At 37.8% G+C, this 13,036-nt stretch carries 10 protein-coding genes; 6 read left to right on the top strand and 4 right to left on the bottom strand.

The window, feature by feature from the left end; all coding sequences use genetic code 11:
- The first annotated feature begins 100 nt into the window (after positions 1-100).
- The 3 genes from purT to dapC are packed head-to-tail and all read left to right on the top strand — an operon-like array spanning position 101 to position 5,204.
- Positions 101-1,318, top strand: coding sequence for a formate-dependent phosphoribosylglycinamide formyltransferase (purT, locus tag BMW38_RS01430; protein WP_092705541.1), 1,218 nt, complete (start codon positions 101-103; stop codon positions 1,316-1,318).
- Between the two features lie 27 nt (positions 1,319-1,345).
- On the top strand, positions 1,346-4,009 hold the full coding sequence (gene glnD / locus BMW38_RS01425) for a [protein-PII] uridylyltransferase (protein ID WP_092705540.1): 2,664 nt from the start codon (positions 1,346-1,348) through the stop codon (positions 4,007-4,009).
- Between the two features lie 25 nt (positions 4,010-4,034).
- On the top strand, positions 4,035-5,204 hold the full coding sequence (dapC, locus tag BMW38_RS01420) for a succinyldiaminopimelate transaminase (protein ID WP_092706084.1): 1,170 nt from the start codon (positions 4,035-4,037) through the stop codon (positions 5,202-5,204).
- Between the two features lie 50 nt (positions 5,205-5,254).
- Here the strand turns inward: dapC and BMW38_RS01415 are convergent, their stop codons facing one another.
- The 4 genes from BMW38_RS01415 to msrB all read right to left on the bottom strand — a co-directional run bounded on the left by BMW38_RS01415 (position 5,255) and on the right by msrB (position 7,698).
- A complete protein-coding gene (locus BMW38_RS01415) occupies positions 5,255-5,887 on the bottom strand; it encodes a LysE family translocator (RefSeq protein ID WP_092705539.1) in 633 nt (210 codons plus the stop codon).
- A 64-nt stretch (positions 5,888-5,951) separates the two neighbouring features.
- Complete coding sequence (locus tag BMW38_RS01410) at positions 5,952-6,797, bottom strand: AraC family transcriptional regulator (protein WP_092705538.1); 846 nt, start codon at positions 6,795-6,797, stop codon at positions 5,952-5,954.
- Entirely contained in the window at positions 6,797-7,282 is a 486-nt protein-coding gene (locus BMW38_RS01405) for a glutathione peroxidase (RefSeq protein ID WP_003651303.1), read from the bottom strand. Before BMW38_RS01405 ends, BMW38_RS01410 begins: the two co-directional genes overlap by 1 nt.
- Positions 7,279-7,698, bottom strand: coding sequence for a peptide-methionine (R)-S-oxide reductase MsrB (msrB, locus tag BMW38_RS01400; protein WP_004792889.1), 420 nt, complete (start codon positions 7,696-7,698; stop codon positions 7,279-7,281). Before msrB ends, BMW38_RS01405 begins: the two co-directional genes overlap by 4 nt.
- Before the next feature lie 239 nt (positions 7,699-7,937).
- Between msrB and BMW38_RS01395 the strand changes: the two genes are divergently transcribed.
- The 3 genes from BMW38_RS01395 to BMW38_RS01385 all read left to right on the top strand — a co-directional run bounded on the left by BMW38_RS01395 (position 7,938) and on the right by BMW38_RS01385 (position 12,907).
- A complete protein-coding gene (locus BMW38_RS01395) occupies positions 7,938-9,368 on the top strand; it encodes a pyridoxal phosphate-dependent aminotransferase (RefSeq protein WP_092705537.1) in 1,431 nt (476 codons plus the stop codon).
- Between the two features lie 475 nt (positions 9,369-9,843).
- Entirely contained in the window at positions 9,844-11,151 is a 1,308-nt protein-coding gene (locus BMW38_RS01390) for a dicarboxylate/amino acid:cation symporter (RefSeq protein WP_092705536.1), read from the top strand.
- Between the two features lie 688 nt (positions 11,152-11,839).
- Positions 11,840-12,907 carry a type II asparaginase gene (locus BMW38_RS01385; RefSeq protein ID WP_045432880.1) on the top strand — a complete coding sequence of 356 codons (1,068 nt, stop codon included), beginning with the start codon at positions 11,840-11,842 and terminating at the stop codon, positions 12,905-12,907.
- The last annotated feature ends 129 nt before the right edge of the window (positions 12,908-13,036 follow it).

Raw genomic sequence — 13,036 nt, 5'->3', positions numbered from 1 at the left:
AAGTACATTCTTAATTGTCCGACAAAATTTATTTTTTATGCGTTATAAGGCTTAACTCCACCATAAGTTCTGCTATGCTTAAAAAAATAATTTTGTCAGGATGATTCGCATGAGCGTGACACTCGGTACCCCACTTCAATCTTCTGCATTTAAAGTTTTATTGTTAGGTTCAGGAGAGCTTGGCAAAGAAGTTGTAATTTCCTTACAACGCCTTGGTGTAGAAGTACATGCAGCCGACCGTTATGATCATGCGCCAGCCATGCAAGTTGCACATTTTTCTTATGTATTAAATATGGCTGATCCTACTCAATTAAAACAACTCATCGAAAAAATTAAACCGAATTTAATTGTTCCAGAAATTGAAGCCATCGCTACAGAAGTTCTCGTTGAAATTGAAGCGAGCCAAACCGCAACAGTTATTCCTTCTGCTAAAGCTGTAAACCTGACAATGAACCGTGAAGGTATTCGTCGTCTTGCTGCTGAAGAACTTGGTTTACCTACCTCTGCTTACCGCTTTGCAGACTCACTAGAAAGCTTCCGTGCCGCTTCTGATGATATTGGTTATCCAAATTTTGTAAAACCAGTGATGTCATCTTCAGGTAAAGGCCAATCTCGTGTAAAAAGTTTCGATGAAGTCGATGCTGCTTGGGAATATGCGATGCAAGGTGGTCGTGTTAACCAAGGTACGGTCATCATTGAATCTCAAATTGATTTTGATTTTGAAATTACATTACTTACTGTTCGCGCTAAAAACCCTGAAACTGGTGAAATCGAAACTCACTACTGCGATCCAATTGGTCACCGTCAAGATGCAGGTGATTATGTAGAAAGCTGGCAGCCTCAACCCATGACAGTTGCTGCACTTGAAGAAGCAAAACGGATCGCCAATAAAGTGACAACAGCACTGGGTGGCTGTGGTATTTTTGGTGTAGAACTGTTTATTAAAGGCGATAAAGTCTGGTTCAGTGAAGTATCACCTCGCCCACATGATACAGGTCTCGTGACTCTAGCATCGCAATTTCAAAGCGAATTTGAACTGCATGCTCGTGCAATTTTAGGATTACCAGTGAACACAGCCCGGCATAGTGTTGCCGCGAGTGCAGTCATTTATGCGGGGGTAGATGCCAACAACTTAAGCTACAGTGGCTTAAATACGGCGTTAGCCAATCCAAATACTGACCTACGCCTGTTTGGTAAACCAGAAGGTTTCAAACGACGTCGTATGGGTGTGGCAACTGCTCGTGCAGAAAATACTGATCTTGCTCGTACTTTAGCGAAAGAAACCGCTGATCAAGTAAGCGTAAAAACCAACTCTTAATATTTACTTATTGGTAGACCCATTTTCATGATCAATACATCGCCATTGCTGAACTACGTTACAAGCCATCATGATATTAAAGCCATTAATCAATGGCGAACGGATGTAGAAAAGCAATTGCAGGATTCATATGAAAATGGGCAATCGATTCGAGAAGTCATTAAAGCGCGCTCAGACCTTGTAGACGAAGCACTGATCTTTTTATGGAAACATGCCGAACTCGACCAGACAGGATTAGGTCTTTTTGCAGTGGGTGGTTATGGGCGCCGTGAAATGTTGCCCTATTCCGATGTTGATATCATGATTTTGTCAGAACATGAAATTAACGAAGAAAACGAAAAGCGTATTTCTACATTTATTTCCTCTTTATGGGACGTTGGTAATTTTAAACCCGGAATTAGCGTTCGTACCATTCAGAGCTGTGTTGAACAGGCTGCTACAGATTTAACAGTTGCAACTACGCTCATTGAAGCTCGGTTAATCACAGGCAATAGTCAACTGGCAAAATGGCCGCGTCGTATTGTTTCGCAAACATGGACAGACAAAACATTTTTTGATGCAAAAATGGCTGAACAAGCCAAGCGTTACCATCAACACAACAATACTGAAAGTAATTTAGAACCCGATATTAAAAATGCACCGGGTGGTATTCGTGACATTAACCAGATTGGCTGGATTGCCAAGCGTCATTTCCGTGTAAACCGCATTTATGACTTAGTGCATTTAGGTTTTATTTCAGAGTTTGAATTAACAGTTTTAGAAGAAGCTGAAAGTTTTCTTTGGGAAATTCGCCACCACTTACACCGCTTAGCGAAACGTGATGAAAACCGTCTTCTGTTCGATCATCAAAGAGAAATTGCGGCTCAATTTGGTTATGTCCGTAAAGAAGGTCAACCTGTAAATTACGGTGTGGAGCAGTTCATGAAACGCTACTACCGTACCGCACAACAGGTTTCTACCCTCAATGAAATGTTGTTGGCCTATTTTAGCGAATCGGTTATTACTCCGCGCTTACCAAATTACGAACGTAAAATTGAAGAAGTTAATAATCATTTTAAAATCGTTGATAACAAGCTTGCAGTACAGCACCACAAAATATTCGCAGAACACCCAAGTGCTATTTTAGAATTATTCTATATTTTGGCTAATCGACCAGATATTGAAGGGATCCGCGCTCGTACTTTACGCTTACTTATTCTTGCTGCAAAACGGATTAACCAAAATTATCGAGATAATCCTGAACATCAAGCGCTGTTTATGTCGATTATTCGCTCACCCTATCGCCTATACGATACTTTGGTTGCGATGAAGCGCTATGGTGTTTTAGGAAACTATATTCCAGCATTTGGTCAAATTATGGGTCTTATGCAATATGACCTATTCCATATCTATACGGTCGATGCTCACACATTATTATTGCTGCGCAACTTAAACCGTTTTAAAGAACCTGAGTTTGCTAAAGAGTTTCCTGTTGTAAGCTCTGTTTTCCAACGTCTCGCACGTCAAGATATTGTATTTATCGCTGCATTATTTCATGACATTGCTAAAGGCCGCGGTGGAGACCATAGTGAACTCGGTGCAGAAGATGCCATCGAATTTGGACGTGCGCATGGGTTTACAGAGCGTGAATGCAAACTAATTGCATGGCTCATCCACAACCATTTGCTCATGTCACTAACTGCTCAGAAAAAGGATATTTCCGATCCGGATGTTGTTAAAGATTTTGCTGAAAAACTTGGCGATATGGAACATCTTGATTATCTATATACCTTAACAGTTGCAGATATTAATGCGACAAATCCAAAGCTGTGGAACACATGGCGTGCTTCACTTATGCGTCAACTTTATACGCATGCCCGTGATGTAATTCGTACAGGTTTAAGTCGTCCAGTTGACTATCAAATGCTGATTGAAGACACCAAATTTGCAGCAAGTGAATTACTGGTGAATAACTTCTCATTAACAGATGTTGAAAAAGTATGGCAAGAACTTGGAGATGAATACTTTATTAAAGAATCAGCAGATGAAATTGCATGGCACACTCAAGCAATTTTGAAACACGGCGATAATCCAGAGCCATTAGTACTGTTGCGTGCTCACCGTAAAGCTGCCCAAGATGCAGTGCAAATCTTTATATATACACGTGACCAACCCAACCTTTTTGCCACCACTGTTGCAGTTTTGGACAAAATGAATTTAGACGTTCAAGATGCAAAAATTATCACGGCAAGTACGGCATTTAGCTTAGATACCTATGTTGTACTTGATCGTTTCGGTACATTGCTGACCGACCCTGAACGCGAAGAAACAGTTAAAACTGCATTAGTGAAAGCACTTAGTCAGCCAGACCAATATCCAGGACTCATGCAACGCCGTATTCCACGTCAACTACGTCATTTTGATATTGAAAATACAGTCGACGTTACATTGAATGAAGCGTTACAGCAAAACATGGTCGAAATTTCAACACTTGATCACCCTGGCCTACTTGCACGCGTAGGTGGCTTATTTATGATGCAAGGTTTAGACATCCATTCAGCTAGAATTGCAACTTTAGGTGAACGTGCAGAAGATATTTTCTTTGTCACGAAAAAAGATGGAAAACCGTTAAATAACGAAGAGGTCAAACTCTTCTCGGAAAAGCTTAAAGCTGCATTAGATGAAGCATCTAATCAAATTTGTCAGCACTGAAACTCAACTAATTGGTAACTGTTTAATGAACTCTAGCTTGTCGTTATTGCACCCGTATCCATTTGAAAAGTTAAACCAGCTTTTTAAGGATATCACTCCTGCTAATCTTCCATTGATTCCACTATCAATTGGTGAACCTAAGCACCCAGCACCAGAGTTTGTTAAACAGGCAATCATTGACAACTTTAAACATCTATCAACTTATCCGAATAGTAAGGGTTTGCCAGAGCTTCGCCAAAGTATTGCAGAGTGGTTAACCAAACGCTTCAAACTGAATAGCATTAGTGCAGAAAATCATATTTTACCCGTATCAGGTACACGTGAAGGGATTTTCTCATTTGTTCAGGCGCTCATTAACCGTGAAGACGCGCCGTATGTAGTAATGCCGAATCCGTTTTATCAAATTTATGAAGGTGCAGCTCTACTGGCTGGTGCAAAACCTTATTTCATCAATTGCACCGAAGAAAATGGCTATTTAGGTGATTTTGATGCTGTACCAGCAGAAGTATGGGAAAAAACAGCCCTTCTTTTTGTATGTACACCAGGTAACCCAACAGGTACTGTGCTTTCTAAAGAGCAATTCAAAAAGTTAATTGCCTTGTCCGATCAATATAATTTCGTTATTGCTTCTGACGAATGCTATTCAGAACTTTGGTTCGATCAAGCACCTACAGGTTTACTAGAAGTTTGTGCAGAACTTGGGCGTGATGACTATAAAAACTGTGTCGTATTCCATTCACTTTCTAAACGCTCAAACTTACCGGGTTTACGCTCGGGTTTTGTAGCCGGTGATGCAGAATTATTAAAACCATATTTGCAGTATCGTACTTATCATGGTGCCGCAATGCCTGTTCAACATCAGCTTGCATCAATTGCAGCATGGAATGATGAGAACCATGTTGAAGAAAATCGTAAGCAATATCGTGCAAAATTTGATTTATTCCAAACCGAACTAGGTCACTTATTACCTCTGCAAAAGCCAGATGCTGGTTTTTATTATTGGTTAAAAGTTGATAATGATGAAACTTTTGCCAAGATGTTAATAGAAAAAGCACATATTAAGGTTTTACCTGGCCGTTATTTATCTCGTGACACAGATCAAGGTAACCCTGGGGAAAATCATGTGCGTATGGCTTTAGTTGCCGATTTAGCGCAATGCGAAGAAGTGGTTAAGCGTTTAAAAGCAATTCTCTAAGCATAAGTAAATTGTACAGCCTTTAGTAATATTAAAGGCTGTACACTACATTAACTATAAATAACCAGCAGTACTGCGAAAAATATAAAAGCCAAACTAGAGCAATAATATAAGCCCTTAGCAGAACGTTTAATCTGTTCTAGAACCCGATTTTGAAGCAATAAGCGAACCAATAATAAGTTCCAAGTAAGCACCACTCCAGTCATCCATGTACTCATTAGCAATTTTTGAAGCAGATTAAAGTCATGCTGAATGAGCAACATTAAGCTACTATAAAACATGATATTTTTTGGATTAAGAAGACTAGATTGTATTCCTAACATTAAACTTTTAATTTTATTCTGGTATTTTTGCTCTTGATCCATCAAACCATTTTTTTCAATAGCAAAAGTTAAGGTGCCAGACCGAGCAGCACTAAAACAAAGGTAGCTCAAATAAACCAAATACCCCGCCCCAAGCCATTTAAGTACTAAAAGAATGTTCGTACTCAAATTTCCAAGCAACACAAATCCAAACATACACGCCATCAAAATCAAGAGATTACCAAAAGTAATTCCCACAATAACTCCATACGTATAGCGCGAACCCTTTTGCAAAAGACTGGTGAGAATCAGAAAGAAGTCAGGCCCCGGAGATAACAAAGCTAAAAAATGGGTAAAGGCAATAACTAAAAAAACTTCCATAACGGCTTCATCTGTAAAACAGTATGGAATAGCTTAAAAATAGAGAAAAATAATTTCTTGTAAATTATTGCGCGGCAACGAGTTGGAACTGACGAGGAGTGATTCCTGTATGGGCTTTGAAAGCTTTATGAAAATGGCTCTGATCACTAAAGCCTAAATTTACAGCCAGCTCTGCGAGTGGAATGCCTTGTTTTAATTGTGCTCTGGCCTGATTAATCTTTAAATTAATTTGAAATGCATGGGGTGTTAAACCAACATTGGCTTTAAATAGGCGAATGATTGCATATCGACTAAGGCCAACCTGCTGGGCAAGCTCTTCTAAAGAAATAAATCGTTCGGATGATTTAATAATATGAATCAAGTCCAAAAAGCTTTCATACAAATATTGAGTTTTCTGTATTTCTTCTAATATAAAATGAGGTAATAACAACTGTGTAAGGTAATAGATCAGCGACTGTTCTTTTTCGAGAATTAATTTTTGAGAATCAAATAAAGTTTCATTCATATCAGAAAAAGCCTGATATAAATTTTCATCTTTAATAATGAGAGGTCTATGTTGGGGCAAATTTAAATCAAAGCCCTCTTTTTGAAATTCGGCGTACCATTGATTAAGCCAAGATATATCCAGATGCAGCATCTGGTAACTCCAAGCCTGATCAGGCAGTGGGTTACAAGAATGTTCAATGTGGGCAGGCACAATGACTAATGTGCCGGCAGAAATCTTTTGTGCTGTACCAAATGAGCTTTGAAAAACGCTATTCCCTTCGTCTATAGCTCCAATTGAAAATGTTGGATGACTATGAGACTTATAACATGTCCGGCTAAAACAAGACCTTCTGGTTTCAACATAAGGCATTCGCCCATCTTGCCAAAACTCAAAAGCTTGGGGAATAGCGTTCGTTGAATTCATTAACTTGCTAATGCTTTTTCAATATCAGCTTCTAAAGCTTCTGGTTTAGTCGTAGGAGCATAGCGATTTAACACAGCACCATCTCTTCCCACCAAAAATTTGGTAAAGTTCCATTTAATCGTGCTACTACCTAAAATACCTTTAGCTTCACGTGTTAAATATCTAAAAATCACATGAGCTTCCGGTCCTTTTACATCAACTTTTGCAAACATCGGGAATTTCACCCCATAGTTGCGCTGACAGAACGTACCGATTTCTTTATTGTTACCTGGATCTTGCCCCCCAAACTGGTTGCAGGGAAAACCTAAAACTTCCAAACCTTGATCTTTATATTTCTCATAAAGTTTTTCAAGGCCAGCAAATTGTGGTGTAAAACCACATTTACTCGCAGTATTTACAATTAGTAAAACTTTACCTTTGTAATCAGCTAATTGCTTAACTTCACCCTCTAACAGTTCAGCTTCAAACTGATAAATATTACTCATGGATAGGTTTCCTCATCATTTTTTTCTTGTGATTTCAGTTGTAATGATGCCGAGTTTACACAATAGCGCAAACCAGTCGGCTGTGGTCCATCTTCAAAAACATGCCCTAAATGGGCTTCGCAATCATGACAAACAATTTCTGTTCTGACCATACCATGCGATAAATCGTCATGTTCTTCAATTGCAGTTGGCTCAATCGGTTTAAAGAAGCTAGGCCAACCACAACCACTGTCATATTTAGTATCTGATGAGAACAATTCTGCGCCGCAGCAACGGCAGACATAGGTACCATGTTGCTTAGTATTCCAGTATTGCCCCGTAAATGCAGGCTCAGTGCCCTTTTGTCGTGTAATCCGATACTCTTCTGGTGATAACTCTCTTTGCCATTCCCGGTCTGTTTTATTGACTTTTCCCATGACATGCACCTTTATTCTGATGTAAACATTTCTGATGATTGAGTTTTTATATTTACGCCATTCATCACAAAAACACTAGTCTCTGAACGTAAAATTTGTTGGAATTTAATCATCTAAGTAATAGAAAGCAAAAAGTAGGCAAAATTCAAAATCAAAAGTAAGCAAAATTATGCTTTATTTTCTTCCAAGGAAGCAAAGATGGTGCTATTCTTGTTTGGCACGGTTGTATAGGACAAAACATGTCTCAGAAAAAAAGTGTGCTTTTCCAGCAACTATTACCAGTTATCAAACAGTATCAGCAATCGGGCTTTACCCATGAAAAAATTGTTGAATTGCTAAAAGATCAACACGATCTGAATTTGGTAACAGTTAAAACATTTAAAAGTTATTTATACCGATATGCAAAAGTGAATCCAGCTATGTCTAAAAATACTGCTACCCTCCAATCCATGCCAACTTCTCGAGAAATAAAGAAATCATCGAAGCTTGAGCATGTTTGTTATGACATTCGCGGACCAGTATTACGAGCCGCCAATGAAATGGAAGAGCAAGGACATAAAATCATCAAGCTAAATATCGGCAACCCTGCTCCATTTGGTTTTGAAGCACCACAAGAAATTATTAATGACGTTGCTTTAAACCTACCAAATGCAATTGGTTATGTTGATTCAAAAGGTATCTTTCCTGCTCGTAAAGCAATTTGTCAGTATTACCAACAAAAAGGCATCCTAAATATGCACGTGAATGACGTGTATATCGGTAATGGCGTTTCTGAACTTATTGTCATGGCGATGCAAGGCTTACTTGATGATGGCGATGAAATGCTAATTCCGATGCCAGATTACCCTCTCTGGACAGCAGCTGTTAATCTTTCAGGTGGTACAGCAATCCACTATAAATGTGATCAAGAAAATAGCTGGTATCCAGATATTGCTGATATTGAAAGTAAAATTACGCCGAACACACGCGGCATTGTCATTATTAATCCGAACAACCCGACTGGTTCCGTCTATCCACGTCATGTGCTTGAACAAATTGTCGCAGTTGCAAAGAAACATGACTTAATTTTATTTGCTGACGAAATTTACGACAAAATTATTTATGACGGCATTGAACATGTTTCGGTGGCGTCATTAGCGGGTGACCAGCTATGCGTATCTTTTAATGGCTTGTCAAAAGCTTATCGTATTGCAGGTTTCCGTTCAGGATGGATGGCAATTACTGGTGACAAAAGCCGTGCTGCTGACTATATCGAAGGTTTAGATATGTTGGCATCTATGCGCCTATGTGCAAACGTTCAAGCTCAATATGCAATTCAAACCGCCCTCGGAGGATATCAATCAATCAATGACTTGATTCGTCCGGGTGGCCGTTTATACGAACAGCGTAATATTGCTTGGGAAATGCTAAATGAAATTCCAGGGGTAAGCTGCGTGAAACCAGAGGGAGCAATGTATTGTTTCCCTCGCCTCGATCCCAACATCTATCCAATTGAAGATGACGAAAAGTTAATGCTTGATTTGTTACGTGCAGAAAAAGTGTTATTGGTGCAAGGTACGGGCTTTAATTGGCCAACTCCAGATCATTTCCGCGTGGTTTTCTTACCTGCTGAAAATGAATTACGAGAAGCTATTACTCGTTTAGGTCGTTTCTTAGCCAACCGCCGTTAAAAAAATGCATATCAAAAAAGGCATCTAATTTACGATGCCTTTTTTGATAATTCTATTTTATTACTTAAAAAAAAGAATTATCAAAAACGTTCTCACTTTCCCACCAATTCAAAAATAATGATTTGAAATTAAATACTTTTCATTAGAAATTTAATTCTTTTAATCTATAAATTCAGTTTAAAAATTCATTTATATATTTTTTACCATACGTTTAAATTTGTATGTAATTTCGCATTTTCCTCAATCTTTATTATGCAAAAAATGCATGGATCAATATATTTTTGCATTTCACACTGCTTCAAAATCGAGCAACAATCCCCTTCCATAACAACACCACCATATTCGATTCGGTTAAACAGATACAGATATCTAGGAAGATAAAATCGGTAGAACGACCGGACTGAACTAACAAGGAAAGCTTTCAATCATTCAAATCCCATCAAAGAATGATTGAATCAAATGGATAGAGGTTCATATGAAGCAAAAGAAATTGCTCAAGTATATTGTTATTGCTATTTTACTCGGCATACTGACAGGTTGGATTTGTCACCATTTTTTCAATGAAGGTGAACAACTGAAGCAAATCGCTTCTTATTTCAGCATCATTTCAGACATCTTTTTACGCTTAATCAAAATGATTATTGCTCCATTGGTATTTGCCACAATTGTGTCAGGCATTGTATCAATGGGGAAATCTACATCAATTGGAAGTATTACACTTAAGTCAATGACTTGGTTTATTACTGCTTCGTTTGTATCGCTTGCAATCGGTATGGGTTTAGCTAACTTCTTCCAACCTGGTGCAGCTTTAGACTTAGCACTACCAACAGCTCAACAACTTAGTGGCGCTTCTCTCCCAGCGACCACTGGCTTTACACTACAATCATTCTTAAGCCATGTTTTCCCACGCAGCATTGCAGAAGCAATGGCCAACAATGACATCCTCCAAGTACTCGTTTTCTCAATCTTCTTTGGTTCAGCTCTTGCTTTTGTAAATCAAGGTAAAGAAAAAGACTCTGTCATTATCCGTTTGACTGAAGAACTTAGCAAGATCATGTTCCGTATTACCGATTACGTCATGATGTTCGCACCTTTTGCAGTATTTGCTGCAATCGCTTCAGCAATTACGGTACAAGGTTTAGGCTTGATTGTTGACTACGGTATTTTAATCGCAGAGTTCTATTTTGGTCTTCTGTTGCTTTGGATTATTTTGTTCTCTGTTGGTGCAATCGTACTTAAAAAAGATATTTTACGCCTAGGCAAATTAATTCGCGAACCTGTAACGCTTGCTTTTGCTACAGCTTCAAGTGAATCTGCCTACCCTAAAGTAATGGATGCACTAAATAAATTTGGTGTACCTAAAAAAGTGACTAGCTTTGTATTACCTTTGGGTTATTCATTCAACCTAGATGGTTCAATGATGTACACCACGTTTGCAGTACTGTTTATTGCTCAAGCTTACAACATTGATCTTAGCTTCACTCAACAAATCTTAATTCTGTTAACGCTTATGGTGACAAGTAAAGGTATTGCGGGTGTATCACGAGCTTCTATCGTCGTTATTTCAGCAACACTTACCATGTTCCATTTACCTGAAGCAGGCATTCTCTTATTGCTTGGTATCGATCAGTTCCTTGATATGGGTCGTACTGCAACAAACGTAGTAGGTAACAGTATTGCTACTGCCGTAGTTGCTAAACTTGAAGGTGATAAAGTAGCTGACACTGAAGAGCTACCAGAGCCTGTATTAATTAAATCAACTCAAGAACAAACGACCGCTTAAGTTTCTCTTTTCTCCCACTCTCCCAACTTAAGAGCAATTTTATATGACCTTATAAAATTGCTCTTCTTTTTATTCTAAAATTAAACAATAAAAATTTATCTGTATTTTCATATTAAATAATGAACCAAATAATAGCTTTTAACTCCTATTAAATTTTTTTAAAATAAACCTTAAAAAGAGAATAAAAATCACCCAAACAGAATTTATATTCTTAAAAGTAAGCATCAAGTGATTAAATTTTAATTCATTTTATTACAACTTAATTATATTAAACTATTGTAATTATTATTTAGTTTCCCTACTAAAAAATTTATATAATTTTATTTATAAATAATAAACTTTGTAATCAATACCATATAAGTACCAAATGGTAAATAAAACCCGCACCACACCCATTATTTTTTAATTTTATAAAGATAAAAAAATCATTTGCTTTCTTTATATTAAAAAGCAAACAAATCGAGATAAATTAGAAAAACTTAATAGATTTTTTATTTTATTCATGATATTTATTAACGCTGAATAAAAGCAATGACTAAGTAATTATTGGTGAAACAAAATGCTATTCAGGGATGCTTCTTATTCAGCAAGTTACGAATATGTTTTACATGGTATGTATTTTGCTTAGGAAAAGCAGACATATTCGACAAACTTTTTTTACTTTCGTCACTTCATAAGGATATTTTCGATGTTGACTAAAACTGTTAAATCTTTAGGTTTAGCGATGGGCTTATTGGCCTGCTCTCTCCCACTTTACGCAAAAAACAATGTAGTTGTTGTTGCCACTGGCGGTACTATCGCAGGTGCTGGCGCAAATTCAACAAACAGTGCAACTTACACTGCTGCGAAAGTTCCAGTTGATGCCTTAATTAATGCAGTTCCACAAATCAAAGATTTGGCGAATGTAACTGGTATTCAGGCATTACAGGTCGCTTCTGAAAGTATTACTGACAAGGAATTATTACAAATTGCTCGTCAAGTAAATGAGCTGGTAAAAAAACCATCTGTTAATGGTGTTGTGATTACTCACGGTACAGATACTTTAGAAGAAACAGCATTTTTCTTAAATCTGGTTGTTCACACTGATAAACCGATTGTTATTGTTGGTTCAATGCGTCCTTCAACTGCTCTTTCAGCAGATGGCCCACTTAACCTTTATAGTGCAGTTGCTTTAGCTGCTTCTGATGATGCAAAAAATAAAGGCGTTATGGTTCTTATGAACGACTCTATTTTTGCTGCGCGTGATGTAACTAAAGGCATTAACATTCATACAAATGCTTTTGTTAGCCAATGGGGCGCTTTAGGTACATTAGTTGAAGGCAAGCCATACTGGTTCAGACAGTCTGTAAAACGTTTTACAAATGCTTCAGAATTTAATATTGAAAATATTAAAGGTGATGCACTTCCAATGGTGCAGATCGTTTATGGCTCAGACTCTATGCTTCCAGATGCTTATGAAGCATATGCAAAAGCTGGTGCTAAAGCGATTATCCATGCAGGTACTGGTAACGGTTCAGTTGCGAACTATATCGTACCAACTTTACAAAATCTTCACGACAAGAACGGTATTCAAATTATCCGCTCATCACGTGTTCCACAAGGTTTTGTAGTGCGTGATGCAGAACAACCTGACTCTAAATATGGCTGGGTAGCAGCACATGATTTAAATCCTCAGAAAGCGCGTCTTCTTGCAGCATTAGCTCTTACCAAGACTACCGATGCTAAAGAAATTCAACGCATGTTCTGGCAGTACTAAGTTTTTCAACCAGCTCAAACCTAGATGTTTGAGCTGGTCATATTTTATAAAAATAATGTCTTTTATATTAAATCTGTACAATAGTTGTTCAACTCATTCTTCTTAAATAATAAAATCCTTAACAGTTTG

The sequence above is a fragment of the Acinetobacter sp. yr461 genome (assembly GCF_900110445.1).
In the GTDB taxonomy this organism is placed as follows: domain Bacteria; phylum Pseudomonadota; class Gammaproteobacteria; order Pseudomonadales; family Moraxellaceae; genus Acinetobacter; species Acinetobacter calcoaceticus.
Note: the sequence above shows the minus strand (reverse complement) of the source record. Positions and strands in the feature narration are given on the sequence as shown.

Bases quoted from the DNA above. Each gene is read 5' to 3' on its own strand.
- BMW38_RS01415 (WP_092705539.1), bottom strand. From the start codon at position 5,887: ATGGAAGTTTTTTTAGTTATTGCCTTTACCCATTTTTTAGCTTTGTTA.
- BMW38_RS01395 (WP_092705537.1), top strand. From the start codon at position 7,938: ATGTCTCAGAAAAAAAGTGTGCTTTTCCAGCAACTATTACCAGTTATC.
- BMW38_RS01410 (WP_092705538.1), bottom strand. From the start codon at position 6,797: ATGAATTCAACGAACGCTATTCCCCAAGCTTTTGAGTTTTGGCAAGAT.
- purT (WP_092705541.1), top strand. From the start codon at position 101: ATGATTCGCATGAGCGTGACACTCGGTACCCCACTTCAATCTTCTGCA.
- BMW38_RS01390 (WP_092705536.1), top strand. From the start codon at position 9,844: ATGAAGCAAAAGAAATTGCTCAAGTATATTGTTATTGCTATTTTACTC.
- msrB (WP_004792889.1), bottom strand. From the start codon at position 7,698: ATGGGAAAAGTCAATAAAACAGACCGGGAATGGCAAAGAGAGTTATCA.
- glnD (WP_092705540.1), top strand. From the start codon at position 1,346: ATGATCAATACATCGCCATTGCTGAACTACGTTACAAGCCATCATGAT.
- BMW38_RS01405 (WP_003651303.1), bottom strand. From the start codon at position 7,282: ATGAGTAATATTTATCAGTTTGAAGCTGAACTGTTAGAGGGTGAAGTT.
- BMW38_RS01385 (WP_045432880.1), top strand. From the start codon at position 11,840: ATGTTGACTAAAACTGTTAAATCTTTAGGTTTAGCGATGGGCTTATTG.
- dapC (WP_092706084.1), top strand. From the start codon at position 4,035: ATGAACTCTAGCTTGTCGTTATTGCACCCGTATCCATTTGAAAAGTTA.